22 protein-coding genes and 4 riboswitches are annotated in these 26,174 nt (G+C 57.8%); of the genes, 7 read left to right on the plus strand and 15 right to left on the minus strand.

Annotated elements, in window-relative coordinates; all coding sequences use genetic code 11:
* Nucleotides 1-538: 538 nt before the first annotated feature.
* The 9 genes from H8S34_RS11555 to H8S34_RS11595 form a co-directional block, all read right to left on the minus strand.
* A complete protein-coding gene (locus H8S34_RS11555; protein ID WP_155117037.1) occupies nucleotides 539-1,966 on the minus strand; it encodes a hypothetical protein in 1,428 nt (475 codons plus the stop codon).
* 597 nt (nucleotides 1,967-2,563) lie between these two features.
* Nucleotides 2,564-2,908, minus strand: coding sequence for a hypothetical protein (locus H8S34_RS11560; protein ID WP_021631872.1), 345 nt, complete (start codon nucleotides 2,906-2,908; stop codon nucleotides 2,564-2,566).
* Between the two features lie 226 nt (nucleotides 2,909-3,134).
* Nucleotides 3,135-3,391, minus strand: a riboswitch (cobalamin riboswitch).
* Between the two features lie 558 nt (nucleotides 3,392-3,949).
* A riboswitch (cobalamin riboswitch) is annotated at nucleotides 3,950-4,143 on the minus strand.
* A gap of 176 nt (nucleotides 4,144-4,319) precedes the next feature.
* On the minus strand, nucleotides 4,320-5,786 hold the full coding sequence (locus H8S34_RS11565) for a UPF0236 family transposase-like protein (RefSeq protein ID WP_044942432.1): 1,467 nt from the start codon (nucleotides 5,784-5,786) through the stop codon (nucleotides 4,320-4,322).
* 230 nt (nucleotides 5,787-6,016) lie between these two features.
* Entirely contained in the window at nucleotides 6,017-6,949 is a 933-nt protein-coding gene (locus tag H8S34_RS15180) for a LysR family transcriptional regulator (protein WP_021631852.1), read from the minus strand.
* A gap of 23 nt (nucleotides 6,950-6,972) precedes the next feature.
* Nucleotides 6,973-7,773: an ABC transporter ATP-binding protein gene (locus H8S34_RS11575; protein ID WP_021631853.1), complete on the minus strand. Its 801-nt coding sequence runs from the start codon at nucleotides 7,771-7,773 to the stop codon at nucleotides 6,973-6,975.
* Entirely contained in the window at nucleotides 7,736-8,668 is a 933-nt protein-coding gene (locus H8S34_RS11580; protein ID WP_021631854.1) for an ABC transporter ATP-binding protein, read from the minus strand. Before H8S34_RS11580 ends, H8S34_RS11575 begins: the two co-directional genes overlap by 38 nt.
* A gap of 13 nt (nucleotides 8,669-8,681) precedes the next feature.
* Nucleotides 8,682-9,467 (minus strand): ABC transporter permease, encoded by a 786-nt coding sequence (locus H8S34_RS11585; RefSeq protein ID WP_256291703.1) that lies wholly within the window; start codon nucleotides 9,465-9,467, stop codon nucleotides 8,682-8,684.
* A 41-nt stretch (nucleotides 9,468-9,508) separates the two neighbouring features.
* Nucleotides 9,509-10,453: an ABC transporter permease gene (locus tag H8S34_RS11590; protein WP_034566845.1), complete on the minus strand. Its 945-nt coding sequence runs from the start codon at nucleotides 10,451-10,453 to the stop codon at nucleotides 9,509-9,511.
* 58 nt (nucleotides 10,454-10,511) lie between these two features.
* The gene (locus tag H8S34_RS11595) at nucleotides 10,512-12,128 is read right to left on the minus strand and encodes an ABC transporter substrate-binding protein (protein WP_021631857.1); all 1,617 of its coding nucleotides are present in this window, start codon (nucleotides 12,126-12,128) and stop codon (nucleotides 10,512-10,514) included.
* 213 nt (nucleotides 12,129-12,341) lie between these two features.
* A riboswitch (cobalamin riboswitch) is annotated at nucleotides 12,342-12,537 on the minus strand.
* Nucleotides 12,538-12,730: 193 nt separating this feature from the next.
* On the opposite strand from H8S34_RS11595, the gene H8S34_RS11600 reads away from it, so the two are divergent.
* The 6 genes from H8S34_RS11600 (at nucleotide 12,731) to H8S34_RS11625 (ending at nucleotide 19,070) form a co-directional block, all read left to right on the plus strand.
* Nucleotides 12,731-13,555 (plus strand): nitrogenase iron protein NifH, encoded by an 825-nt coding sequence (locus tag H8S34_RS11600; protein ID WP_007490275.1) that lies wholly within the window; start codon nucleotides 12,731-12,733, stop codon nucleotides 13,553-13,555.
* On the plus strand, nucleotides 13,548-15,158 hold the full coding sequence (locus H8S34_RS11605; protein ID WP_186964050.1) for a nitrogenase component 1: 1,611 nt from the start codon (nucleotides 13,548-13,550) through the stop codon (nucleotides 15,156-15,158). Before H8S34_RS11600 ends, H8S34_RS11605 begins: the two co-directional genes overlap by 8 nt.
* A gap of 98 nt (nucleotides 15,159-15,256) precedes the next feature.
* Nucleotides 15,257-15,374: riboswitch (cobalamin riboswitch) on the plus strand.
* A gap of 219 nt (nucleotides 15,375-15,593) precedes the next feature.
* Nucleotides 15,594-16,721, plus strand: coding sequence for an ABC transporter substrate-binding protein (locus H8S34_RS11610; protein ID WP_186964051.1), 1,128 nt, complete (start codon nucleotides 15,594-15,596; stop codon nucleotides 16,719-16,721).
* On the plus strand, nucleotides 16,705-17,763 hold the full coding sequence (locus H8S34_RS11615) for a FecCD family ABC transporter permease (RefSeq protein WP_021631993.1): 1,059 nt from the start codon (nucleotides 16,705-16,707) through the stop codon (nucleotides 17,761-17,763). The genes H8S34_RS11610 and H8S34_RS11615 overlap by 17 nt, the downstream gene beginning before the upstream one ends.
* The gene (locus H8S34_RS11620) at nucleotides 17,760-18,548 is read left to right on the plus strand and encodes an ABC transporter ATP-binding protein (protein ID WP_021631994.1); all 789 of its coding nucleotides are present in this window, start codon (nucleotides 17,760-17,762) and stop codon (nucleotides 18,546-18,548) included. The genes H8S34_RS11615 and H8S34_RS11620 overlap by 4 nt, the downstream gene beginning before the upstream one ends.
* 9 nt (nucleotides 18,549-18,557) lie before the next feature.
* On the plus strand, nucleotides 18,558-19,070 hold the full coding sequence (locus tag H8S34_RS11625) for a hypothetical protein (protein ID WP_186964052.1): 513 nt from the start codon (nucleotides 18,558-18,560) through the stop codon (nucleotides 19,068-19,070).
* A 211-nt stretch (nucleotides 19,071-19,281) separates the two neighbouring features.
* Here the strand turns inward: H8S34_RS11625 and H8S34_RS11630 are convergent, their stop codons facing one another.
* The 4 genes from H8S34_RS11630 to H8S34_RS11645 form a co-directional block, all read right to left on the minus strand.
* Nucleotides 19,282-19,749, minus strand: coding sequence for an ABC transporter ATP-binding protein (locus H8S34_RS11630; RefSeq protein WP_186964053.1), 468 nt, complete (start codon nucleotides 19,747-19,749; stop codon nucleotides 19,282-19,284).
* A gap of 32 nt (nucleotides 19,750-19,781) precedes the next feature.
* Entirely contained in the window at nucleotides 19,782-20,078 is a 297-nt protein-coding gene (locus H8S34_RS11635) for a helix-turn-helix domain-containing protein (protein ID WP_186964054.1), read from the minus strand.
* Entirely contained in the window at nucleotides 20,075-21,886 is a 1,812-nt protein-coding gene (locus tag H8S34_RS11640; RefSeq protein WP_420890022.1) for a type IV secretory system conjugative DNA transfer family protein, read from the minus strand. The genes H8S34_RS11635 and H8S34_RS11640 overlap by 4 nt, the downstream gene beginning before the upstream one ends.
* 153 nt (nucleotides 21,887-22,039) lie before the next feature.
* Nucleotides 22,040-22,726: a DUF3991 and toprim domain-containing protein gene (locus H8S34_RS11645; protein WP_007493932.1), complete on the minus strand. Its 687-nt coding sequence runs from the start codon at nucleotides 22,724-22,726 to the stop codon at nucleotides 22,040-22,042.
* Between the two features lie 324 nt (nucleotides 22,727-23,050).
* Here H8S34_RS11645 and H8S34_RS11650 point away from each other — a divergent pair, with 324 nt between their 5' ends.
* Nucleotides 23,051-24,073 (plus strand): PDDEXK nuclease domain-containing protein, encoded by a 1,023-nt coding sequence (locus H8S34_RS11650; RefSeq protein ID WP_186964055.1) that lies wholly within the window; start codon nucleotides 23,051-23,053, stop codon nucleotides 24,071-24,073.
* Nucleotides 24,074-24,106: 33 nt separating this feature from the next.
* Here the strand turns inward: H8S34_RS11650 and mobP3 are convergent, their stop codons facing one another.
* Both mobP3 and H8S34_RS11660 read right to left on the minus strand, forming a co-directional pair.
* Nucleotides 24,107-25,540 (minus strand): MobP3 family relaxase, encoded by a 1,434-nt coding sequence (gene mobP3 / locus H8S34_RS11655; RefSeq protein ID WP_243208004.1) that lies wholly within the window; start codon nucleotides 25,538-25,540, stop codon nucleotides 24,107-24,109.
* A 14-nt stretch (nucleotides 25,541-25,554) separates the two neighbouring features.
* Nucleotides 25,555-25,974 carry a hypothetical protein gene (locus H8S34_RS11660; protein WP_009261388.1) on the minus strand — a complete coding sequence of 140 codons (420 nt, stop codon included), beginning with the start codon at nucleotides 25,972-25,974 and terminating at the stop codon, nucleotides 25,555-25,557.
* Nucleotides 25,975-26,174: the final 200 nt, after the last annotated feature.

Genomic DNA, 26,174 nt, shown 5'->3' on the forward strand with positions numbered 1-26,174 from the left:
CTTCGACTTCTTGCGATGCCTCTGGCCATTCCAAAATAAGGACACCAATTATGGTATTAATTTTACCCCGTTTAACAGTATATAGGTAGTATCCAAGCTTGTCTGTGTCTGTTCTTAGTCCATCTAAAATTTCTTCAGACAGATTGGATGAAATACTGCTTTGATAAAGGGCCTCACCTTTCGAGTAATTTTCCGAATCAGGTGCCACGTTAATCAAGTTTGTCGCACCTATAGCTGCTGGTTTCTTACCCATAACTGGCACGACAGTCGTAATTGCGCAGCTTGACGCATCCGAAAACTCAATCGCATTATATTGTACAGTATCTACTACAAGGCGGTATAAATTATAATCATTTCCTTCAATTGTTATAGTTCCAATTTGCTCCAAAGCATCTGGGTCCGATACGGTCATGGTCTCGGCGGCAAAAGCAGTTGTCGGTAAAAACCCAAGCAGGATTGTCAAAATCAAAATAAATGAGATGAGCGAGCGTCCAAAAGGACGCTCGCTCACTTTTCCTATTTTATCCATATCCATTTTTTATTGGCAAATCAGCACAGTAATATACGGGGCCTCTTCTCCGGTCTGCGTGATGATCTGTAACATGTCTCCGGCTGCCATTGTAAACACATGCCCATCCGCAGCATCGCTAATCGTCTCGCCATTGAGCAACACACGCTCCATATCGGAGTACAGACGGTACTCGCCAGCGGCCACTACCTGGCTCCCCCCGTTGCTCGTATTCACCTCGTTCTCTTCTGTCGCTGCATCGGCAATAAACAGATCCTCCGTGATGCTGGCAGAGCCGCTCCCTGTCACCGCGTAGATGCCGCAAACCTCAGCGGAGGTCTCACCGAAGATACCGGGTGTGGGGATGGTGGTGTTATCCGTGCTGCTCATCAGTGCGGATGTATATACCCGGATATAACCGATCCTTATAAGCCCCGCAGGTGTGCCGTCCGGCTTTACCGCCCACGCAATGTCGAAGCCATCCCCACCCTGCGTGGTGGCCGCGGCGGTGTAGGGATTGATCGCCGTACCATAATTGCCGCCATTCACATGGATATCCGCATAGCCAAACTGATAGTCCGCGGTGGTATCCGTGTCCTTTACCAGTGTAACGCCGGTATAAGTCACGCTGGCGCCGTTAAAGGCGGAAGCGCCGACGGTCTGATCGCTGGAGACGGCGGACGTCTTCCACACGCCGCCGTAGTTCGCCGTGGTGGGGAACCACGCAGCGGCGCCAGCCTTGAACGTCCCGGTGAGTGGGAAGGAAACGCCGGGATTGCGCCCGTTCGGATCCGTGATGCTGTACTGAATATCGCTCCCGCTCAGGGTATAGGTGATGTTCACATCGCGAAGCGTATTGGGGTCATAGTACAAACTTCCGGCCAGCTCATACCAGGTCTTTCCATCTTCGGAGACCTGGACAGAGGCCGCCTCAGGGTTGCCGTTGAAGGCGTTGCCGTAGACGATGAAGTCCACGCCATAGGGATTGCTCGCGTCATCTTCAATATAGGCCTGGTTCCCTTCGCTGTCCCGCAGGGCATACTGGACGTAGCCGCCGCCGGCACCCAAGGAGACGCCGGTAGAAGAGAACCCGCCTAGAACCTTGGGGGTGCTGCCGGCCGTCGTGCTGCCGTCGGTATAAGGGCTGCCCCACATCGTGCCCCGGGCATACTGGCCCAGCGGCAGATACCCCTGCAAGACTCCGGTGATGGCGCCGCCGGCCATCTGTCCCTCCGGCGCAGCAAAGGTCAGCGTGTAGACGTTGTTGCTCTGGGCCGCATTCGCCAGCCTAATCACAATGCTGCCCCCGCTGTTGTTGGTCACCAAATACTTGGTGCCGCCCTCCGTTTCCTCCACAGGCGCAGACAGGGTGCCGCCAGTAACGGTGATTCCGTTCTCCTCGGCGCTGTCTACATAGAGGTAGAAGCTGGAGGGATAGTAGCCGTCTTCACTCGACACGATATCTCCTGTGTGATAAGCTTCGGAATCTACGGTTTCACTATCCCATACCACCGACAAAGGGCCTGCAGTATCAACGCTGATGCGGTCATGGTCATTGTCCATTACCGCTCCCGCACTGACCGTCAGCAAGCTGAATGCCATAGCCAGGGTCAGCAGCATCGCTGTAAATTTTCTGGTTTTCATACGTAAACCTCCTTCAAGTCTCTCCGTTGGATCGTTTCCCTTGTACTCCTGTTTACAACTCTTTTTGACTCTCACCGCCTCCTTCCGCTGAGAAGTCGCATTTTAATCAACCGTCAATGCGGCCGCCGCCGCGCTCCCGGAAAAAGCGCAGGGGCCGCCGCACCGATTGTCCCGTTCCCGCTGATCCTCTCCGCCCAAACACCAATACTGTTCCTGTGCAGTTGCCGCCCCGCATTGCTCCACGTCTCTCCGCTGTTGGTGGCTCGGCCGGCCTTGCCGGCGTCCTGGCCTACTCCGCTCACGGAATATCGCTTTTGGTACTGGGTTATTCAATTGTCAGCCGCGTACCGGCCATATGCGACGGGCGATAGCCCGCTGAATGCTCAAAGAGAGATCGTCATAGGGGTTTCCCTATGACGGAAGAAGGGGATCCCCTTCTTCCTCCGGATTGCTCGCTGCTGTTCTGTTGCTCTGTGCACTCCCGCTCTCCGCCTGGCAACGGAACTCCTCCTTGAAAATCTGCCGCTTGGAGGTGGGCTTCTGCTTCTTCGGCGAGGGCAGTCCTGCTGACGTGATCACATTCTGCCAGCCGCCAAAGCGCGCCGCCTCGCTCCGGACATAATCCAGCAGCGCTTCGTCGCTGGCGTCACCATGCGCCTGGGCAAACTGGACGTTTCGCTGACGAAGCGCCTCCTTGGTCCGCCCAATGAGCTTTCTGCTGAGCTGCTGGTTGCCGATGAAATGCTTACCGTTCACAAAACAGCCTCCTGACTTGTGGCACAATCCGGCTACCCCGCAAACCTCTTGGGGCAATCGAAACAAAAAGACGGACGCATACCGATACGTCCGTCTTTCTCCCGAGCTTGCGAATAAAAAACGGACGCAAAATATGCGTCCGCTTCTGCTCCCATTTCGGGTAGAAGGGGCCACTTATTCAGTGCCCTCCTCACATTTGGCATTTATCTCAGAGCAACCCCAATGAATTGGGGGTAAGCTCCTAGTAGGTCTTCTGACTAATGTGTCCCGACGGGCTTAAAGCCCGCCTGCGCATATCCGCCGCCTTCCCAGCTAAGCCATTACGACCGCCAGTGACCTGCTTTCGCAGAAAACAGATATACTCCACAATCACAGCTATTGAATTGCACGTCCCCGTAGCTTTCGCCACGGCTCCTGCTGCAAAACATGTCCAGGAATTTCACCTGATTCCCTTGTTCAGAAACAAGGATGCGTGTCCGCTCCCTGACGGGAGTCGGGTCGCGCATTTGCCACAAAAGCCGGATTCATATTAAATTTTACAGGAAGGTGCATGCCACTCTGCCCATGCAGAACTCAGAAGCCATCCCCTTCAAAGAACTATCTTTTGTTAAACTTGCACTTTACAAATGGCTTTCTTTTGAGTTCATTATACAACTTTCCGCTTAAAATGCAAGGGGTAAACAGGAAAATTTTTCAAACACTATTTCGCGATCCTGATAATCGCCTTTTCGCCGAGCGCTGCGGTATAATAAAAAGCACATGGCCCACCCCTGCGCCGGGTTCAGGCCATGTGCTTCTCTTGTTCCGGCTGGAAGAACACATAATATTACCCACGATATTATGCGCCCTTTTCTTCCAGCCGATTGCTCCAAAATGACGCGAGACCTGCAGAAGAGTCCCGTGTCCCGTGTGGAGCAGCACGAAATAGGAGGGACAAGTGAATTCGGCAACAAAAAAACTGTATCCTGAAGGATACAGCAACAAATTCCACAGGTTCCTACTGTGGTTGAAACTGCACCCTCCCAGGTCCGGGGAGGCTTTTTTGTGCGTTATACACAGGCAGGTCTTCTGACTCAGACGTTCAAACGCACCTCTCCGTCTTCCCGGAACAAACATCCCAGTGACATAGCAGAGAGGCACTCCGCCAACACAGCAACGGCTTTGTGCGGGATTCTCACCCGGCTTCCCTTTTCACCCACCACAATTGGATGGACACCTGTGTACCAACTATATTCACTTGTTTTTTTATTTTATCAGGGTGCACTCGGAATGTCAAGATGGAACAAAAGAAAGTATGTGTAACAAAATCGTTGGCAAGGGGTGCTGGTACCAAAATTGGAGCCAGTAGAAAGTGTTGTTCAAGGTGAATGGCCTCGGCGTAAACCGGGCCAAGCGCACTCAGCCAGCACAGTCATTCTGTGGTGTGCATCTCGGACAGCGGGAAGAATTTGGTCAGGCAATACTTCGCGGCTGGATGGAGGTCACCAGCAGACAGTAAATGCGGTGGGATATAGATTTCACTCATCTGTTTGTTGGTTTGCTTTGCAGATATGGGAGCCGTTATTGTGTATAGCTTAGAGGGGGCCCCGTGGGCCGTCCAATCCCGCAGAACACGCCGCAGATGGCCGGTGCGGTGCAAGGCGAGCAAAGCCGCAAGGTTGTTGGCCCCGGCCACGCTCCAGCAGGTGCGGTTGTGCTTCATCCGGTTCCCAATAATGGTAAAGATGTTGCTCTCCATGCTCCCACACCGGGCGGGCTGCTGGCCCTCGTTGGGCAGCGGGGGTTTTCTTCCACTCCGTTGGTAGTATGGAATAAGGGATTTCCGGTAGTTGTTGAAGTAGGTAAACAGCTTCCGCCGCTTCTCTTGTTCGTCGGGATCCAGTGTGCTCTCAATAGATGCCTCCACCACAGCAATCGCTTCTTTGACTTTACGTGCATGAAATAGCTCCAGGATGGTTTCCTGGAGGTCTGGGTCATTCACACAGGTACGCACAGCCCGGTTCCGGTGGAACAAATCGAGCTGGTAGGTACATCCAGGCACCATATTCCGTTGCAGCCAGGTTCCGCCGTCGCTGTTAAAGACCCGTCGCTTCACGCAGTCCACAGCATAGAAGTCGGCCACTACACCCTCGGCGTGGCGGCGGAAGTGTTCCGCCTGTTCCATGCTGGCGTATGAAACCTTGTTGGCAAGGCCTCGCCGCCCGCTGGCGTCCTCGTAAATCCCGGAGTAGGCAATAGACACCTTCATCTCTTTGCTGGGGCCGTGTTCCAGCCGGTCTTTCCCTTGCAGAGCAAGGTACACGCCGTCCATCTCCTCATACAGTACCGGCGTTTCATAGGTCCCAGACCCACACTCGGCCTTTGCCGCCGCCGCCAGGCTGTCCACTCGGGCTTGCTCCCAGCTCCCAGCGTTCTGGACAATGCGCCAGACGCTCTCGTGGCTCAGGCTCAGCCCGGTCAGATCGTTGAGTGTGGCGGCTGCCGTCCGGTGACTCACCGCACAGGCCGCTTCCACCGCCATCATACACACAGTATCGCTGAAAAGGCCTACCGTGTCAAGGCCCATGCTCCTGTCCAGCAGGTATACCGTTGCCCTGGGCTGCTCCGCGGCCCCGGACAGCAGGTAGACATGGCGCTGGTACCCCACCTCGCCCATCACTGTTTTGAGCGTGGTGGGCCGGTAGCCCTTGTCCCGGTACATCCCACGGTCCCGCTGCCGAGCGAGCGTCCGATCCGCCTCCTCTATGCACTGGCGCATGATATTGCGGCCGAGGGAGAGAACGGCTTCGTACACCGCTTTCTCCAGTGTGGCGATGTCTACAAACTTCTCGCCCCACTGAAAAATCTGCTTGCCTTGTGTCTCTAACTTTGTTACCATTACCTTGGGACTCCTTTGCAGTAGGTGTTTGTTCTCAACTCACAATTCTACTGACTTTGGAGCCCCAAGGGAAGCGATGTTTTCACCGTTTCCCTTTTTCTTTTGCCTACGATAATTTTACACTAACAAAAGAAACGTGCGCCATCCGGCTCAAGCCGGACGGCGCATTTTTTATACAGTCTTCCGTGGATCCTGTGCCGGACACTTCAATAAAAACGAATCTAACGTTACTAAAGAGTCTTCTTTAACACTATAATATCGTCCCGCAGATAGTCCAGAAACACTGCCATGGCGGCTGAGACCGCCACATTCTTTTGCAGCAGATATCCGACATGGAGTGAGTCGGAGATCTCCTCTACCGGCATGGCAACAATCTCACCCATCCCGCTGTGGAAGGCATCGGCGTTGCTGTTGGTCAGGTCCGGACCTATGCTGAACGCATCGGTAAACCGAACCAGCGCCACCTTGCTGCACCGGTCGGAGACGTGAACGGTCTTTTCCGCAATCTGATGGAACACAACTTCTTCGGTGTATTCAGAGCGATCCGCCTCCTGGTCATAGGTTACGAAGGGGTATTGGAGCAGTTCGGCCATGCTGACCTTGTCCCGCTTCGCAAGAGGGTGACTTCTACGCAGGAAGGCATACGTTGGCAAGCGTTCTAACTCGGTGAAAGTCACATGGTTTATCTCAAAGGTCTTTTCCAGTGCTGGAATGTACTGGTCGTGCAGGGCCACCACCCCCACATCACTTTTTCCAGCAGCCACGTCACTAATAATGGTATAGGTTGGGCACTCCCGGATGGCGATATCATAGCTGTTCCAGGAGAGCTGCTCCATAAATCTCTGGAATGCCCGGACGGCAAAGGGAAGCCGCTGGGTCGAAACCGCGAACCGTGTAGGCGCATATCTCCGGTGGCGATAACGCCGTTCCAGGGCGCGGCTCTGCTCCACAATTTCGCGGGCATAGCGCAGGAAGTCCTCCCCGTCGGGGGTGGGCTGGATACCGCGGTTACTCCGCAGGAAGAGTTGAGTTCCAAGCTCGGCCTCCAGCTCCTTGATTGCGGAGGACAGGGTGGACTGAGAGATGTAAAGGGCCTTGGCGGCCGCAGAAAACGAACCGTGCTCCGCCACTGCAACCACATATTTTAGATTTTGAAGCGTCACAGAGGTCACCTCCCAATGGGCGTTTAATCCCTCATATAGGAAAAGTTCTCAATCAGTTCCCGGGTATAGGGGTGGGTAGGGGCATTCAGTACGGCCTCTGTCTCCCCTTGTTCCAGCAGCTTTCCCCGGTACATGATGCCAATCCGGCTGCTCGCGTGGCGCAGCAGATCGAGGTCGTGGGAGATGAGAAGATACGATACTCCGGTTCGGAGCTGAACCTGGTGTAGCAGATCCATGATCTGGGCCTGTACCGACACATCCAGCATAGAAGTGGGCTCATCCAGTACAATAAACTCAGGCTGGAGCAGCATGATGCGTGCCAGCACAATGCGCTGGATCTGGCCGCCGCTGACTTGGGAGGCCCGGCGCTCCAGCAGCTCCGGCTGAATGCCATAGGGCTCGATATGGGCGCGAATTATTTCATCCATATCCTGCTTGCCGGGCAGATCGTGGAGCAGAAAGGGCTCCCGCAGACTGTCCAGCACTGTCATCCGCGGATTTAGCGAAGTGTCCGGGTGCTGAAAAAGCATCTGAATGCGCCGGCGGTAGGGGAGCATCTTTCGCTGAGGAATGTCCAAGAGGTCCGTCCCGTCATAGAGAACTGTCCCGGAGGAGGCCGGGAGAAGCCGGGTAATCATCCGACCCAAAGTGGATTTGCCACAACCGGACTCCCCCATCAGCCCATAAGTTTGTCCGGGCCCGATGGCGAGGGAAACATCGTCCACCGCCTTGTGGGTGCGTCCGCGAAGGCGGTTGGAGTGAAAACTTTTTGAGAGGTGCTGGACTTCAAGCGTAGCGATGGCAACACACGCTCCCTTCTCCACAGGGGATGGATTTCGGCTCTGTATGCCGGCAACGAGCCTCCGCGTAAGGGCACCGGGGATGGAATACGCAGCCGGAGGGCTGGTCGGTAAAGGCGGGAGAAAAGCCCGCCATAGGCTTCATGCCCAGGTGGGGCAGCGAGGCGATAAGCCCCTGGGTATAGGGGTGCCTAGGGTGCTCAAACAGTTCCCGCGCCGCGTTGGTCTCCAGGACACGGCCGCAGTACATGACAACGATACGCTCGCAGAATTTGCGGGCCAGCAGAAGGTCGTGGGTAATGACGATAAAGCCGACGCGGTACTGGTCCCGTACCATACAGAAGGTGTCGTAAACCTGATTGCGCACCACTGCATCCAGTCCCTTGGTGGGCTCATCTGCGATCAGCCATTGCGGACGTGCAGCCACAGCGATGGCTGTCAGTACACGCTGGCGCATGCCACCGGAGAGCTCGAAGGGGTAGGCACCTGCAATCTGCTTCGGGTCGGAAAAGGCCATCTGCCTGAGAAGCTCCAGCGTGAGTCTCCGGCAGTCTGGGGTACTTTTTCCAGCCAGACGGAAGACCTCCTCGATCTGGCGTCCCACCCGCACGCTGGGATTCAATGAGGTGGCCGGGTTCTGAGCCACCAGAGCAATCTCTCTGCCGCGGACTGTGCACAGCTCCCGCTCGGACAGGGCAGTGAGCTCCCGCTCTCCCAAAAAGATCTGTCCGGTGACAGAGGCGTTGGACTGAAGCAGTCCGAGAATAGACAGGCCCAGCACAGACTTGCCGCTGCCCGTCTCTCCAATGATGCCGGTGACCTGTCGCTCCGAAAATGCGAGGGAGACATGGTTGACGGCGGGAATATCACCCGAACGGGTAGCAAAGCGGACGCAGAGGTCCTTTGTATACAGTTCCATGTGCGTCCTCCCTTTACAGCATGCGGGCCGCGCCGTCATCGTGGTCAAGGCAGTCCCGGAGATAATCAGCAATCAAGTTGATGCTCAGGCAGAACAGAGTCAGGCAGGCCGCAGGGGCCAGTAGAACAAGAAAATCCTTCACATAGTAGAGCTTGGCGTCGTTAATCATGATCCCCCAGTCCGCTGCGGGTGCCCGCAGGCCCAGGCCCAGGTAGCTCATGGCGGCCACGGTGAGCACCGTAGAGCCGATCCGTGTGGCGATTAGAACCAGCAGAGGGAGCAAGATATTGGGCAGGATATGGCGCCGCATGATATAGAAGCTCCCGCCGCCCATGGCCCGTGCGCCCTCGATATAGTGCAGCTCGCGGATCTCCAGAACTTGATTGCGCACAATACGGGAGAATCCAGCCCAGGAGCTGACCACAATGGCGATCAGCAGACTGCGCATACCGGGGCCCAGCAGTCCCAGGATGGCGACCACAAAAGCGGCGCTGGGGATTCCTTGGAAGATATTGACCACAGCCTGAATCAGTTGATCTATCCATCCCCCCAGATAACCGGACACCAGGCCGATAGTCATGCCCAGCAACAGAGTGCATCCGGTGGCGAAGAAAGCGATGAACACAGAAGAGCGGCTGCCGTAGATAAGCCGGCTCAGCAGATCACGGCCGATATGGTCGGTACCCAGCCAGTGTTCAGTGGAGGGGGCGGCAAGGCCGTTGGCCATATCCACCGCGTTGGGGTCGCAGGGTGCCAGAAAATCAGCAAAGACCCCTACCAGCAGGAAAAGAACAAGCACAGTTAGTGAAAGGATGAACAAGACTTTTTTACCACGCATGCTCAGCCCCCCAATCGAATCTGCGGGTTCAGCCAGGCGCAGATCAGGTCGGCCAGCAGGCAGACCAGAACAAAGACAACACCGGTAAAAAGCACATAGCCCTGTATGGCGATATAGTCCCGATTATTGATGGCGGTGAGGGCGTAGCTTCCGATTCCTGGGACGGAAAATACGCTCTCCGTGATCATGGAGCCTCCCAGAAGACCGCCGAAGGTATTGGCGATATAAGTAATGGAGGGAACTAGAGAATTTCGCAGTGCATGACGGGAAATGAGCTGGCCCCTCCGCAGGCCCTTGGCCTGGGCGGTCAGAATGTAATTCTTGCTAAGCTCCCCCAGAATGGAAGAGCGAAGCAGCCGGATAACCACACAGGCCGAGCCGATGGAAATAGCAAGACAGGGCATGAGGAAGCAGGACAGTGTCTCCGCGCCGCTGGTGGGCAAGATACGCAGCTTTTGGGCGAACAGCCAGATCATAAAATAGGCTAGGCAGAAACCAGGAATAGACATCAGAAACACCAGTAAAACTCGCCCGAGCAGGTCAATGAATTTGTCCCGGAACAGTGTAAGCAGCAGGCCGCCAGCAAGCCCCACCACAGTAATGACCAGCAACGCCATTCCGCTCAGCAGGAGGGTGTTGGGCAGCAGCCGGAGAATCTCACCCAGCACCGGCTTGTCGTCAATATAGGATTCCCCTAGATCACCGTGGGCTGCGTTCCAGATCCAGCGCCCGTATTGCACCAAAATGGGATCATCTAACCCCATTTCCGCCCGGAGCTCCTGGATTTCCTCCTCAGTGGGGATATAGTTGGGATCGGCGCTGGCCCGATTGGTAGCGGGGTCTCCCCGTGCAACCAGCCCCAGACCGAAGGCCAGAAAGGTGATGCCGACCAGAATGGGAATTGTCCACAATATTTTTTTTGCGGTATAGCGCAGGGTTTGATTCAATGAAATTCCTCCCTTGAAAAACACCGCGCCAAAGCACAGCTTTGGCGCGGTGTGGCGGTTACTGCGCGTTCACCCAGGAAAGATGACTCAGATCCAAATGGTCACTGAAATCCTCGTAGCCTGTAATCTGCTCCTGATTGTAGATGAGGTTGCTGGTGTCGTAGAACAGAGGAATAACAGGCAACTCAGTGTTGGCAATCTCCTGGAGCTCCACGGCCAACTCATGGAAACGGTCGTCGTCCAGGGTGGTCTTCATCTCGGCCAGCAGCTCGTCCACGTGGGGGTTGCTGTAGGCCAAATGCTGGGATTTATTGTAAGACCCTTCGCTGCTCATATAGATATCCAGGAAGTGGTAGGCATTGAGGTTGGACATACCATGAGTCATGAAGTTTGCCCCCAGTTCACCGGCCTTGGACATCTCAGAGTAAGTAGAGGAGTCAATCACATTCACGGTGGCATCGATACCGATCTGGGAAAGCTGGGACTGGATATACTCCATCATCTCCTTATAAGGGCCGCGGTCCAGATACAGAGAGCGGGTATACATATCCAACGGAAGGCGCTCGTCCCCCAGCACCTCACGGGCCAGCTCCTTGGCCTTGTCCATATCATACTCTACGGGCAGTTCTACCCAGTCGGGGCACATACGGTTAATCAGGTTCTGCGTTGGCATGGCATAGCCGCCCCAGAGCTGGTCCACAATAAGCTGACGGTCAATGGCCAGACTTACCGCCTGACGCAAACGCATGTCGGAAAATTTGGTGCCCTCACCCTTAAGAAGCATTATATGGGTAATATTGGAGGTCTGCACCGCCATGGCAAAGCGGTCATCCTTGAGAAGCTCGTCCCCCAGGGCGGCAGGCATAGCCCCGAGGTCCAGCACCCCCATGACCTCCTCGCTGTCCAAGGCGGCATAGCGGGCCTGAGGGTCAGTGATGATGCGCACGCGGATATTCTTTGTTTTGGCGGGCTCTCCCCAGTAGCCGTCAAAAGCAGTGATATCAACGTACTCATCCTCTTTGATATCCTTGATAATATAGGGGCCAGTGCCGACAGGCTGCTCAGTGAAGTACCCGGTTTCCGTGTCCCAGGAGCCGGGGTAGAAAATACAGCTTGCAGTGTCCTTCATGTTAAATAACAGCCGGGGGATGGGGTCGGTAAAGCTGACATTGACGGTGTAGTCGTCGACCTTCTCACAGCCAATGAGGCCGGGGTAGAGCTCGTCCACCTTGAATGTAGTATACTGGGAATAGCCGCTCTCCATGAGCTTGTAACGGTTGAAGTTCTCCACCACGATATCAGCGTTGAAGTCCTCTCCATTCTGGAACTTAACGCCCTGCCGAAGGTGGAACGTCCAAACAGTGGCGTCTTCGTTGCGCTCCCAGCTCTCAGCCAGCACCCCCATGGGGTTTCCGCTCTCATCCACGGAGATCAGCGGTTCCCATGCACCCAGGAGCTTGTGGGAGAAATAGACATCCTCCAGACCAGGGGCCAGAGTACGGGCACCAGCCAAAACGATCATATCGTCTGCGGTGTGACCGGCGGATGCGGGTTCCGCGCTGGGGGAGGGGGCAGTTGAGGGGCTCTCTTGGGTGGCGGGGCTGCCGCAGGCCACCAGAGACAGGGCAAGTGCCGCGCTCAGCAGCGCAGCAGTCAGGCGTTTTTTCAGATTCATAGAATCCTCCTTCTTTCGGTCCAACTTATATCTGGAAACGCGCAAGTCCTGCGGATGCAGAAAATGTGCCGGTTCCACGGCCGTCTTCCAGAGTCAGACCCCATAAGAGGAAAAAAAGCAGACCATTAAAGGTCCGCTTCGCACAAACAGCGTTTCCGGGTTTCCAGCGGAAATCACCTGTCCCATTTGTGTCGAGAGGCCTTGACCGGAAGCATCAACATACTTCATCAAGCAGGTTTCCTGGCTCACAGATCGCCGCACTGACACGCCTTCTCGTGTAATTTACACAATGGCATATGTGAAAGTGCTCCCTGTTCACAGTGACCGGATCGCTCGGGACTTCCACCCGATTCCCTTTTCTCCGCTGAAACGCACAAACAAAGCGGACACTTGACGAAAAACAATATTTTATTGTGGATATTATCATAGCAATCTTTCCCACGGAAGTCAAGCAGATCCCCCAGGGAAGCCGCAGGCACGGGCAGATCTGCTATCGGAAAAACCAATATTCAATAAGGGAAAATGGAAATAGTGGAAGATGTCTCCGCTGTGATATAATTAAAAATTACAGACAACATGCAAGGGAGGCGCAGAAAGTCAAGATGTTGCGTATTGCGTTTTACGGAAAAGGTGGGATCGGGAAGTCCACCGTGGCCGCCCATCTCTCCGCGGCCTTTGCCCGAACGGGGAAACGGGTGCTTCACATCGGCTGTGACCCCAAGGCGGACTCTACCCGCTGCCTGACGTCGGGACGAATCCCAACTGTGCTGGAGACTCTGGGGAGGTCGGAGGAGCTTCTAGCCCGGGAGCAGCTTGTCTTTCCCGGGGCGTTCGGCGTCTCCTGTGTGGAGGCAGGAGGTCCCCAGGCCGGCGCGGGGTGCGCCGGCCTGGGCATCACCGCCATGGCGGACGAGCTCAACCGGCTCGGCATTCTGGAGGAGCCCTGGGACGTGGTGGTGTACGATGTCCTGGGCGATGTGGTATGCGGAGGGTTCGCAGTGCCCATGCGAAAACATTTTGTAGACCGGGTATACCTGATCACCTCTGCCGATTTCATGGCGCTCTACGCCGCCAACAACATCATGCGCGGAGTCGCCCGCTATTCCGGCGCCGCTCCCCTGTTGGGCGGGCTGATCCAAAACCGCAGCCACGGAGCGGGAGAGGATGCCTTGGTACGCTCCTTCGCAGAGCAATCCGGGACCAGAGTCGTCGGTATCCTGCCGGAAGACCGCCAGCTCCGAAGAGCGGATTATCTGCATACCACCGTACACCATCTGGAACCGGACGGGGCGGCGGCCATGCGCTTTCTGGAACTGGCCCAGCGGCTCTGGGATACCCAGCCCACCAGCCCCCGGCCACTGGGGGACGAGGCACTGGAGGCATTCTGCCGCCGGGCAGCAGAACAGGAGGTGGAGGGGCTTGCGTGACGCCTGCCGTGTGGAAGCCTATTCGGCGGAGGGGGGCGGGAAGCATTTTATGACCCTTCCGGAACGCATTTGGCAAAGGGGGGATCTTCTCCTGGCGGCTGCCGGTTCTCTGGCCTGTGTGCGGACGCTTTACCTGCGCGCGGCAGAGCTGGGGAAGCTTCACCAATTCCTGCCCTGCCCGCTGACGAGGGCGGACTACGCCGCCGGCCAGGCAGCGGAGCATCTGGCAGCCAGGCTTCGGGAGGCCGCACGCCGCCCCGGCGTAGGCGGGGTCGTGCTCTACGCCTCCTGTGCCGAGGTGCTGACGCAATGCGATCTGGAACAGGTTGCGGAGCAGGCTGGCCTTCCCGTCCGGATTCTGCTGCGGGGGCCTCTGGTGGCCCGCACCCGGAATGCCGTGGCAGAGTTGGAGCAAATTCTGTCCACCTTTCCCCCGCCTGTGGGGGAAATTCCCCGGGGCAGCGCGCCGCTGCCCGTTCTGCCGCCGGATTTCAGCGGAGTGGCGTCCCTTCTCCAGAGCTGGGACGCCTACCCCTTTCTGTTGACTGCCGGAGGATGCACCGGATGTCTGACACTGGGGGACGACGCCACCGCCGGACTGCGTCTGGAACATTCACGGTTTGATGATCTGGAGCTGGCCGCGGGCTGCGAGGCAGCGGCAGTCAACGGAATTGCGAGAGGCTTTGCGCACAGCGGCCGCGCTTTCTGCGGCCTTATGGGGAGTGCAATTCCCGAACTGCTCGGCATGGACTATACCGGGATACAGGAGAGTCTGGCCGAGCGGGGGGTCCCGGTACTCAGGTTCCCCTGCACCGGATTTGAGTCCGCACCAGTGGGCGTGGACCGGGCCCTGCGGAATCTGGCCACTTGGAGGCGCCCGGAGGGGCGTGACAACCAGAGGATCTCTATTCTGGGCTATTCCGATCTCGCGCTGGGCTCCAGACAGCCGCTGCGCCTCGGGGCGGAGGCTTTGACCACCCGGGGGTATCAGGTCTGTGTCTGGGGGGAGGAAGGTTTTGGGGGCGGAGAGCTCCGGTCTGCGCCGGCCCTGAACTGGGTGGTGACGGCCGAAGGATTGGGGGCGGCACGGCAAATGGAGGCCGACTATGGAATCCCCTATTTCTGCGGCCTGCCGCTGGAACGCTATGGACTGGAGCGATGGCTGTCCCGTTTCTCCACGGCGGCAAAGGGGGCCCCGCCAGAGAAGCCGGTGGAACATGAAACAGGGAACCGCACCCTTCTCCTGATCGGAGCGCCCATTGCAACGGAAGGACTGGCCTGGGCGATCCGGGGGGAATATCCGAATTGCCGGATCCTCCGCGCCTTCTATGCCCCCTACCGGACTTTAAAGGAGCTTTACCGGCCCTTTCTCACCGCAGATACGCTTCTGTTTGGCGATCCGGCGGAGCTGGCCGCTTGGGCGACGCCCGATGTCCTGCTGGCAGATCCCCTCTTTTTCCCCTCCCTGCGGCCGTGGTTTCCACGGGCGGAGCTTCTGGCCTGTCCAGAGCCCGGAGTGTGCGGCAGGGGTGGACTGCCCGCACGGTGGCTGGAGGATGTGGCGTGTGTGATGTCGGCTATTGGAAAAAGTCATACCTGGTAATGGAAAAATGCACTTCTCCCGGTGGTTGCCGGATGGCGGCCGACGTGCTATACTGTAATCACAAAGTTCAATATAGAAAAGGCATTGGAGCATTTCATGGAAACCGGTGAAAGTCCGGTACGGTGCCGCCACTGTGAGATGGAGCATCCCCCACAATGACACTGAGCCGACAGGCTTGGGAAGTCGGGGTGATGCGGAGAAGTCGAGTCAGGATACTTAAATGCTCCGGGACACCTGGTATCTAACGAGCCATTAGATGAGGGTGCCGCGGGTTGCTCTGCGCTTTTTGCGGTACGCTTCTTTTGGAACACCTTCTCTTGTTCAGATACAGGAGAAGGTGTTTATTTTTGCCGGGGAGCAGGACCGGGACGTCCGCCCTGGCCTCAGGCCCCCTGGACAGAGAATTTAAATTGGAACAGGAAAGGAATGGTACTTATGAAACGACATTTACACCGCCTCGGGGCGGCCGCCGTGTCCGGCGCGCTTCTGGCCTCCCTGCTGACTGCCTGTGGAGGGGGGATCACCGCGGAGACCCCGTCTGTTGTACCGGAATCCCCCGCACAGCAGACGGAGCAGGCTGTGGCGGAAACCCGCACCGTGACGGATGCGGCGGGCAACGTGGTGGAGGTTCCGGCGGAGCTCAGCCGCATCGCGGTTACCCCGCTGCCCTGGTCCTCCGTGATCTATGCCATCGACGGCACCTCTGAGCACATGGTCTCCATCAACCCCGGCGCCATGACCGCCTATACCAACTGTTTTTTCTCCAAGCTGGACAGCGGTTATGCGGAGCTGGACACCACCAGCATCGGCTCCGACTTCTCCATCAACATGGAGGAAATGGTCAGCCGAGGCGTCCAGGCTGTGGTGATCTGGGACTATCAGACCGAGGAAGCGGAACAGCTCAAGGCGCTGGGCATCACGCCGGTTATGGTGAAGAACGAGACCACCGAGGATCTCCAGGCCAGCTTTACCGCCATTGGTCAGATGTTGGGCAAGGAGGAGCGGGCCGAGCAGTTCAACACACTTTATACCGAGGCGTATGAATATCTGCAGTCCTTCCAGGAGCAGGTGAATGCCGCGGACAAGCCCAAGGTGCTCTATCTGCGCAATGCCGAGCTGAAGCTGCAGGGCAACGACATGTTTATCGCGGAGGCCCTGGAGCTGGCAGGTGCAGACAATGTGGCCGCCGATCTGTCCAGCATCACCATGGAGGAGATCCTGGCCATTGACCCTGATATCATTCTGATGAGCAATTTCGACTCCTTTACACCGGCGGATCTGTACGAGAACAGGCTGGATGGACAGGACTGGAGCCAGGTATCCGCCGTACTCAATCACCGCGTCTATAAGACCCCCATGGGTATCTACCGCTGGGACGCCCCGGGCGTGGAGACTCCGTTGATGATGCGCTGGCTGGCCCAACTGATTCAGCCGGAAATTTTTGCCGAGATCGATATCGAGCAGGACACCAGGGCCTTTTTCCAGGACTATTTCGGCTACAGCCTGACGGATGAAGACCTGGCCCAGATCTTTGCCGCCGATGCCAATGCGGACAGCCAGTAACCCAGCCCCGGCCCTGGAGCAAACACCCCGCCGGCCCTGCTCCTTTCCGGTTCTGTTTCTGGGATGTCTGGCCGCGCTGCTCATCCTGACCATCCTGGCCATCGGAGTAGGGCGCTATGCCATCTCCCCGGCGACCGTGGTGCGGGTGCTCCTCTCCAGATTCCTGCCCATCCCGGCCACCTGGGAGGGACAGGCGGAGAGCGTCATTTTTACCCTGCGTCTGCCCCGCATACTGGCTGCCCTGCTGGTGGGGAGCGCCCTCTCCCTCTCTGGAGCGGCCTACCAGGGGGTCTTTAAAAACCCCCTGGTGGCGCCCGACATGCTGGGCGTTTCGGCTGGCGCCTGTGTGGGTGCCTCGGTTGGAATCCTGATGAACGCCGGCGGAGTGGGAATTCAGGCCGGAGCGCTCCTGGGCGGCCTGGCTGCCGTGCTGCTGGCCATCGCCATCCCAAAGGTCATCAAGAATCAATCCATGATGACCCTGGTGCTGGCAGGCGTGATTATCAGCGGGCTGATGAACGCTATTCTGGGCCTGCTGAAATATCTGGCCGACCCGGAGACGCAGCTCGCCTCCATCACGCACTGGCAGCTTGGCAGCCTGGCGACTGCAGTGTGGCGGGATGTGTTCACCATGGGACCACCGATTTTGGCTGCAATCATAATTCTCCTGCTGATGCGGTGGCGGATCAACATCCTCTCTCTGGGCGAGAATGAGGCCAAGTCGCTTGGCATGGATATTCGGCGTGCCCGTGGGATCATCATTTTCTGTGCCACGATGCTCACCGCCTGTGCCGTCTGCACCAGCGGAACGATCGGCTGGATCGGGCTGGTAATCCCCCATTTTGGGCGGATGATGGTGGGGCCGGACAACCGCAAGCTGATCCCCCTATCCGCGGTACTGGGGGCTGCGTTCCTTCTGCTGATTGATACCCTGGCTCGGGTGCTCACCAGCGCGGAGCTCCCATTGAGCATCCTGACCGGACTTATCGGGGCCCCTTTTTATTTCTATCTCCTGTTGAAACAAAGGATGAAGCTGTCATGATTCTGGAAGTAGAACATCTGTCCTTCGCCTACCGGCCGGAACGCCCCCTGTTTTATGACGTGAGCTTCGCCTTTGAGCAGGGACAGGTTCTCTCTATTCTGGGGGCAAACGGAGCGGGCAAGTCTACCCTCCTCAACTGTATTGCAAATCTGCTGCTCCCTCAGCAGGGGGAAATCCGTCTCCACGGGACGCCTCTCTCTCGGCTGGAACTGCGGGAGATTTCCAGAATCATCGGCTATGTTCCCCAGAGCCACACCCCCGCTTATGATTATACAGTACGGGATTTTGTAGTCATGGGCCGGGCCCCTCACCTGGGAACCTTCCAGCAGCCTGGACGTGCGGACTATGACCTGGTGGACGCCACGCTGGAGGAGATGGGCCTGCTCCCGCTGGCCAACCGGCCCTATACGGAGCTCAGCGGCGGGGAACGCCAGCAGGTAACCATCGCCCGGGTAATCGTTCAGCAGCCGGAGCTGATCCTGCTGGACGAGCCCACCAACCATCTGGATTACGGCAATCAGCTCCGGGCACTCTCCATGGTGCGCGCCCTGGTGAAGCGGGGCTTCGGCGTCATTATGACCAGCCACAATCCCGACCATGTGCTTCTGCTGGGCGGGCAGGTTGGTATTCTGGGGAATGACGGCCGTTTTCTGGTCGGCAATGCAGAGGAGGTTATGACGGAGGAGCGGCTTCGTGCGCTCTACCGCAGCGACCTCTACTTAACCTATGTGGAGCGGGTGGGGAGAAAAGTCTGTATCCCCGGCCGCTTGAAATCGGATGAATAGGAGGGTAAGATGGAGTCGATCGAGGTTTTGGAGGAGGGGAAGCTTCTCTCCTTCCGATTCGATGAGATGCTGAACTATCACGGCCCCGGTTTCCCGGGTGGCGTGGCCCACGGATTTAAGGTCATGCAGAGGGCGTTTCCGCTGCTGGACGACGGGAACCTGCTGGAGCGCAGGGAGATCTCGTTCGTGACGGCTTTTCCAGGGCCGGGGGCGCGGGATGCCTTTGAGCTAGTCACCCGCTGCCTTACGGACGGCAGGTATGTGGTGGACAAGGAGCTCCCCGAGGCGGCGAACGAGCTGGAGAGTCCCGGCGGGCGCTATTACTTCCGGTTGAGCTACCGCGGGCGTTCCGTCGCAGTCACGCTCCGCCCCGGCTACGTGCGGGAGGAATTCATTCAACTGGCCCGCAAGATGGGGCGCACGGAGGCGGAGGAGCGTGCGCTTGCCGGAATGAAACGCGACATGGCCGCCCGCCTGATGGCGGCCAAAGCGGAGGATATTTATCGAGCTGAGCGGCTTTAAGTGAAGTCGAACGTAAAAACATGCGCCATGGAGATTCCCGAAAGGGCCTATGGCGCATGTTTTTACTTCGTAATTTAATGGGACACACCGTAAAAGGATGCTACAGGCAGATATGTAAACGGAGCGCAGAGCAGGATTGGAATGTCACCTTAGTGAAGGTAAGAGCCCTATCTGTTGTCATCTCGCTTCTCTTGATGCCGTTCGGCCTGCATCAGCAGACAAAGACAATCGTTTTTCGTTTAAGCTCAGGGACATCTACCAAGACGGATTCCACCCCAAAAACTGTCCGGATCAGGTCCGGTTCCAAAATGGTTTCCGGTGTTCCCTCGGCCACAACTGCGCCACGGCTCATAACATAGAGGTAATCACAATAGTCGATAGCTAAGTTGAGATCGTGCATAGCCGCAAAGACCTCGATACCCAGGCTCTTTACAACTCGGAGGATCTGGAGCTGATATTGAATATCCAGATGGTTCGTGGGCTCATCCAGGATCAAAGCCTCCGGCTGCTGGGTGAGGGCCCGCGCCATCAAAACCCGCTGGCGTTCGCCGCCGGAGAGCGTGTTGAATTTGCGGTTAGCCATTCCCTCCATTCCAACCAGCTCCAGCGCCTTCCAGGCTAATGCATAGTCCTCGTCGTTGTCTGTCTCCATCAGCTTCTTGTGGGGAGTACGTCCCATGAGGACAACCTCCTCATTGCTATCAAATCGGATTAAGTCCGAGACAGCTCATCAGTCAGTTCAGCTTGTCCTACCTTTACTCGGTAACAGTTCGAGGTAATCCCCCCGCTCTCCCGAAATCTTGCCTGTTTCTCCACCCGGCCCTGGCGGATTAGCTCCGTCAGGGCCCGTTTTATGGTCGAACGGGAGAGGCTCAGATCTTTTGCCATAGTGCCAATAGCGTACCAGCTCTCGCCGTCCTTGTTTGCTCGGTCGTGGAGGTAGACCAGCACCTGCTTGGCCCTGGCGTTCAGCTCCGGGTCATTGTAGATCTCGTTGAAGTAGCTCATTTCTGTTTCTGTTCCTTTCCCATATGATAATTGACTGTCCCTGCCCGGAGGGGAAACGCCCGGTAGATTGCGCTGGTCAACTCCTCCTTGCTGGCGTAGTACACCTTCCGGGCTGCCCGCTGGGGCACCTGGTAGGGCTCCCCAAAAGTGATCCCCCACTCCAGGAACAGCCGCAGGCGGGTCTGCATGGGATGAGTCCCGGTTTTCATGACGATGAAGTGTCCCTTGGGGATGGACTTGAGCTCGTCCGGGGTCATGAGGGGCCGCTCGATCATCTGGAGGCTCTGGCTGGTATCGTTCTTCCCCCGGGAGATGGAACCGCTCATCACGGTGCGGCTGCCCAGGGCCTTGGACAGCACCTCGGCGGTTTGGCTGTTTGGGGCAAAGCCTCCGAAGATGGTGTCCTGCACATTGTCCATGATGATCTCCGCCCCTTCCTTGCCGTAGTTTTTCTCAATTTGGGCAATGCTCTGGATGATGGGTACCAGGGTCATCTGCCTGGAGCGGCCGGCCGAGAACAGGGGCAGGATGTCGAAGGCGGGCATGGTGCCCAGCTCGTCACAGAAGAATACCACCCGGTTGGGCAGCTTCCCGTCGTGCTCATCCGCCACGGAGAACAACTCCCGGCTCAGGGTCTGGATCATCAGCCCAGCCATGAAATTTTTCGTGTCATCTTCCTCTGGTAAAATCAGGAATATCGCGGATCTCTTCGAGGCAAAGCTCTCGGCGTCTATGGCGCTATCGAAGCAGAGCACCTGCTCCAGCTCCGAGTCCAGGAAGGTATTTAGCCGGGAGAGCACGGTGGACATGACGGAGGCCATGGACTGCTCGGCGGCGGTGAGGGCGGAGCCGGAGAACCACTTGGCCTTGTGCTCCTCCGGCAGGCGGTCCATGAGGAGCTGGAACTCGTTCTTGCCCGGCAGGATGCTGGGGGCTATCAGTTCCTGCACCAGCTTGAACACGGACACAATGTGCCGCCGCTCCCGCAGCTCACCATGGATCCTTTTGGGCGGCAAATATTCCGCTAGTAAGAGGGTCACAGCGGTAAGCACGCCCTCAGCTGCATCATAAAAATATTGATTTTGTGCGAAGTTCTCCCCGTCTGGGTTGATGATGGTCTTGGAGAGGATTTTGGCGTACTTCTCCGCCTTGGCCCGGGCAGCCAGGTTGGTGGGATCTTTCCGGCAGACATCCATATAGTGGTTGATCAGGGTGAGCAGGTTGTAGCCGTCGGAGCGGGTGGGGTTCCGAAGATCCACCACCGATACCTGGTAGCCGTAGCAGTCCCGGGCTATGGCGCCGTAGTTCCGGGCCAGATCTCCCTTCGTGTCACTTGAGAAAAAACTCATACCGCTGGCACATGCGTACTCGATATTGGGGTACAGGAAATATGCAGTCTTGCCCACGCCGGAGGCGCCGATCATGAGGCAATGGATGTCGTCACAGTCCACCAGGGCCCGGATCCCACCGTGCTTCCACAGCTTCTCTGGGATGAGCGGATGGACGGTCTTCCCAAGCAAAGAGAACTCCGGCGGAGCCGGGAGCTTTCCCACACAGCCCAGCACCAACCCCTGTGCGTCCGGGAGCTGCTCCCCCTTCCGCCACAGCGCGGGCTGGAAGGGCACGGAACGGAAGGTCTTCCTCACCTCCGCCGGTGTGGCCCAGCGGGCGGTTCCGTGCTGGCCGTCGCCCACGTCCTTGCTCTTGATGCTGTCCAGGCTGCCCCGGCTGGAGAAGGCGGCGATGGCCGCCAGGGCTCCGAATACTGCTGCCAACAGGAGAATCAGCGTCCAGGTATCGTTACTCACGTGTATATCTCCCTCTTTCTGGTCATTCTCTGTGTTTGATCTATCTTCCAGTGTGACCTTCTTTGGTGGGCCAGGATGAACCGGGGCCCGGTCCAGCGGCAGGGCGCACCACCCCCTTGGCGGGCATGGTACGATTTCGGCACGGGGATGGGGCTACATGCTCTGCCCCATAGTCATGGCAGGGCCAGCCATGGCCTGCCCCTGCACCAGATCGTCGTTCCAGTCCTTATGCACAGGGAGCAGGATGCCGCTGTGGTATCCTGCTTCCTGCAACTCTTCCTGGAGGCGCTTGGCCGCCGTCTGTCCGGGCTCGTCGTGATCCAGGCAGAGCACCACATCCCGGAGGCGGGTGTTCTGCTCCAGCATCCAATGCATGGCCTGGCCGCCGGTACCGCACAGGGCCACATAGCTGTGCTCCTGCCATCTGTCCGGGTACAGCGTGAGGAAGCTCAGCAGATCAATCGGGGCCTCAAACACATAGAGCAGGCCGTCCTGTCCCACGTGGCGGAAGCTGTACTGGGGCCTGCTGCCCTCCACGTTGACCTTGAAGGACTTACCCAGACTGTTGGTGCTCCGCTTATGGGCGTGGCGGGGGACGCCCTGCTCGTCTGTCCCCACAAAGACGCAGTTGTGATATTGGGCGTCCTCGTACAGCAGGCCGGCCCGGGCGAAGTGGGTGATAACCTTCCGGCTGATGTGGCGCTGCTTCATCAGGTAGGCGTACACCCGTCGCATATCGGTGTGGGGCGGCGGCAGGGCGAAGGGCTTGAGCGGCTCCTCCCGCTTTGGCTGCGCGGCGGGATATGCCTCCCCCAATTCATTCCCCAGCAGGAGCTCCATGGCCTCCTGATAGGTTGTTCCGTAGTAGTGCTGGACGAAGCTGACCGCGTGGCCGCCCCGCCGGGCAATATGGTCGTACCATTCGCTGCCCCGGACAGTAATATGACGGATCCTGGCCAGCCGGGACTCCCGCCCAGCGCGGAGCAGCTTCTCGCCCCGCCGCCGCAGGAACTCCTCCAGATCAACGGAGTTGGCCTGCTCCTTCTGTTCAGAGGTAAAGTGGATATAGGTTCCCGTGAGAAATCACCTCGGTTTTGGTTGCTGTCTTTCCCTGGATTGTGTAAAATAAAAGAAACAGAATTTGACTGTGCCAGGAGGCTGACCATGAACAAGCAGGATGAGATTTTAACTGTCAGCCCAGAGCAGACCTACCACGCCATCCGCGGCTCCATTGTGACTGCCCAGCACTCCGTAGCCAAAGCGGTCAACTCCGCCATGGTGACCGCCTATTGGGAGATCGGAGAGCAGATCTACAAGGCGTGTGGAGAAAATGACCGGGCGGAGTATGGAAGCAGGCTCTTAGAATACCTCTCCGCAAAACTGACTGCTGAATTCGGAAAAGGCTTCAGTGTGCAGGGGCTCCGAAATATGCGCCAGTTCTATTGCACGTTCCCAATTCGCTCCACACTGTGGAGCGAATTGAGCTGGTCCCACTACCGCCTGCTGATGCGTATATCAGACGAGAAGGCACGCGCATTCTATGCGGAGGAGTGTGCCAAATCAGCCTGGAGTGTGCGCCAGCTGGAGCGCCAGATCAACACCATGTACTACCGGCGGATCCTGGCCAGCCAGGACAAGGCGTCTGTCGCTGCGGAAATTCAGCTCAGAGAGCCCAAGCCCGAATACGAGAAGATCATAAAGGATCCCTATGTCATGGAGTTCCTTCAGATCCAGCCGGATACCCATGTCTACGAGAGTGATCTGGAGCAGGCCCTTATTGATCACCTCCAGCAGTTCCTCCTGGAACTGGGCCGCGGTTTTTCCTTCGTCTCCCGCCAGAAGCGGTTTACTCTGGACGGGCAGAGTTTCTTTATTGACCTGGTGTTTTACAACTACATCCTCAAGTGCTTTGTGCTGATCGATCTGAAAACAGATACCCTGACCCACCAGGACATCGGCCAGATGCAGATGCATGTGAACTACTACACCCGTGAGATGATGAATGAAGGGGACAATCCGCCCATTGGCATTGTGCTGTGTGCGGAGAAAAACGACGCGGTGGTACGCTATACGCTGCCGGAAAACAACACCCAGATCTTCACCTCCAAGTACAAAACCTATCTGCCCACGGAGGATGAGTTGAAGCGGGAGCTTCGACTCGACTCCTTTCACAAGTTGGATGAATAGTTGAAGTTGGGGCTTGGACTGATCCGAGCCCCACTAGTTCATCCGCAGTTCCTCATGGTCATCCGCCTTATGTCCTAGGGCCATACGCTTCTCCCGGAGCATCCGGCGGCGCTTCTTGTCAATGTGCAGGCAAGCCTGGATGGCATCGGAGGCGGACTGCTCTCGGAAGATGCGGCCCATGTTGTGGAATAGCTGAAGGACACATCGGGCGGTATCCGCGTGGGATACCGCCCGATGTGTCTGTGTACGCTGGTGGTGCGTGACCTTCTGCTGTGGGTGATGTGCCCCATGCGGCATACCGGATTGTGCAGGCGGTGTGCCAGATGGGGTAAACCCGTGTACCACCTCATCTGTTGCAGGCGGCTCACGTCGCCCCAGCCGGAGCATCTCCCGTATGACCATGTTGCGCACGGCCTTGAACTCCTTCTGTTTGGAAAGAGGTAGGCGCTCCGGCAGCTGCTCAGAATAGGTGCGGCATACCTCCTCCCGCATCTGGTTCCACAGGTCATAGGCGGCGGCCACACGCTCGTCCTTTGCCAGCTCATCCACGATGGCGTCCACCAGCGCCTTAGTTTTGGGCTGCAGATAGCCGTACACCTTTTTACCCTTGGTGCTCTGCAGCCGCTGGGCCAGCTCCAGCACCAGCCGCTCCAGGGTTTCATTTTGGAACTGGCCGGTCTCCATCTGTGCAATCAGCCCTGCCATGGCGCGCTCCGCGTCCCGGCTTAGGGTGTCCCGGTATTCGGTTTTCTGTTCGTAGACGTGGAGCAAATCCTGTTGGAAAATCCGCCGGCCGAAAGCGGACTTCACCTGCTGGATGCCCTGCCTGGTGAGGTAGCCCTCCTTGGGATCGGAGGAGAACACCACCATGTGGATATGGACGCTGTCCTCCTTGCGGTGGAAGGCGGCGTACCAGCGCAGGTGCTCCAGCGGAATTTTATATCCTCTGGCAATCTCAGGCGCACAGGCGCACACCAGCTGTCTCCAGCTCTCCGCGTCGTTGTAGCCCAGCCGCTCCGCGTCCTCCCGGCGGATGGCCACCACAGGCATCCACACGCTGCCGGTGTGCTCCGCCACCTCCCGGACGGCCTGGGAGAGGTTGCGCACCTTGCCCTCGGTGTACCATAGGCCGTGCTCACCGTCCATCTGCACGCCGGGGCGGTGGGACACGTAGTCCAGGTAGTTCTCCATCCGGCTCATGGGCTCCGCGAAGTCCTCCTGCACCTGGCGGATGAAAGTATCGGCGTTTGCCTGGGTGGGTGTGTTGCGGTAGCCCTCGTACTCCAGCAGTTCCTCCGCGCCGGGGAAGTCCCGGAGCAGGCGCTGGATATAAGCCTGCTGCTTTTTTGTTGCAGGCTGGTTACTGTGCTCACCCCTGAGCACCTCCACGCCGGGGCGGGTGGCGATGTAGCGGGCCCGGTTGGACAGCTTGGCCGCATCCCTGCCGCCCTTCAAGTAGGGGGACATGAAGCGGATGCGGCTCATCCGTCAGGGTAGACCTGTCGCTGGAGATCTATGGCGTCGTCGAAGCGGATCTTCCCGTTGGTGCGCAGCACCTCGTCCACCGCGTAGGCCCGCAGCTCCCGGCGGTTCACCGGGTCTGCCCGGAAGTGGGCGGCCACGGTGTGGCCCATCATGTTCACCTCCACGCACAGCTTGAACAGCAAAGTGCGCAGCCGGTTCTCGTCATCTGCCAATGTACCCCGCAGGGTGTCCACCATGGCGCGGGAGAGGTACTCCGAGGTGTCCTCCGTGGCCAGGTAGCCCATGTAGAACCGCAGGGCCTTTTCGGCAAACTCCCCGCGGCTTTTGCAGTTGTCCTCCTCCAGCCAGCCGTCCATCCGGCGGACAATGCCCGGCTTGAGCCAGAGGGTGATTTTCAGCCTGTTTTCCTCGTCCATGCTTCCTCCTTGTTCACCACGGCGGCGCGAAAGGGCCTCAAGCCCTTGGGACGCCGTGCTTTTTCAAACACATCACCGCTCCGAATCCCGGAACGGGCCTTTACCGACGGCGGTACCCAAATCCGGGAAAAGCCCCGCACTGCGGGGCTTTGTGGCCTGAGCGCCGGGGCTCACCACGGCGCTCCTTTATCCTCGTACTA

Source organism: Pseudoflavonifractor hominis (assembly GCF_014288125.1).
GTDB classification, from domain to species: Bacteria; Bacillota; Clostridia; order Oscillospirales; family Oscillospiraceae; genus Pseudoflavonifractor_A; species Pseudoflavonifractor_A gallinarum.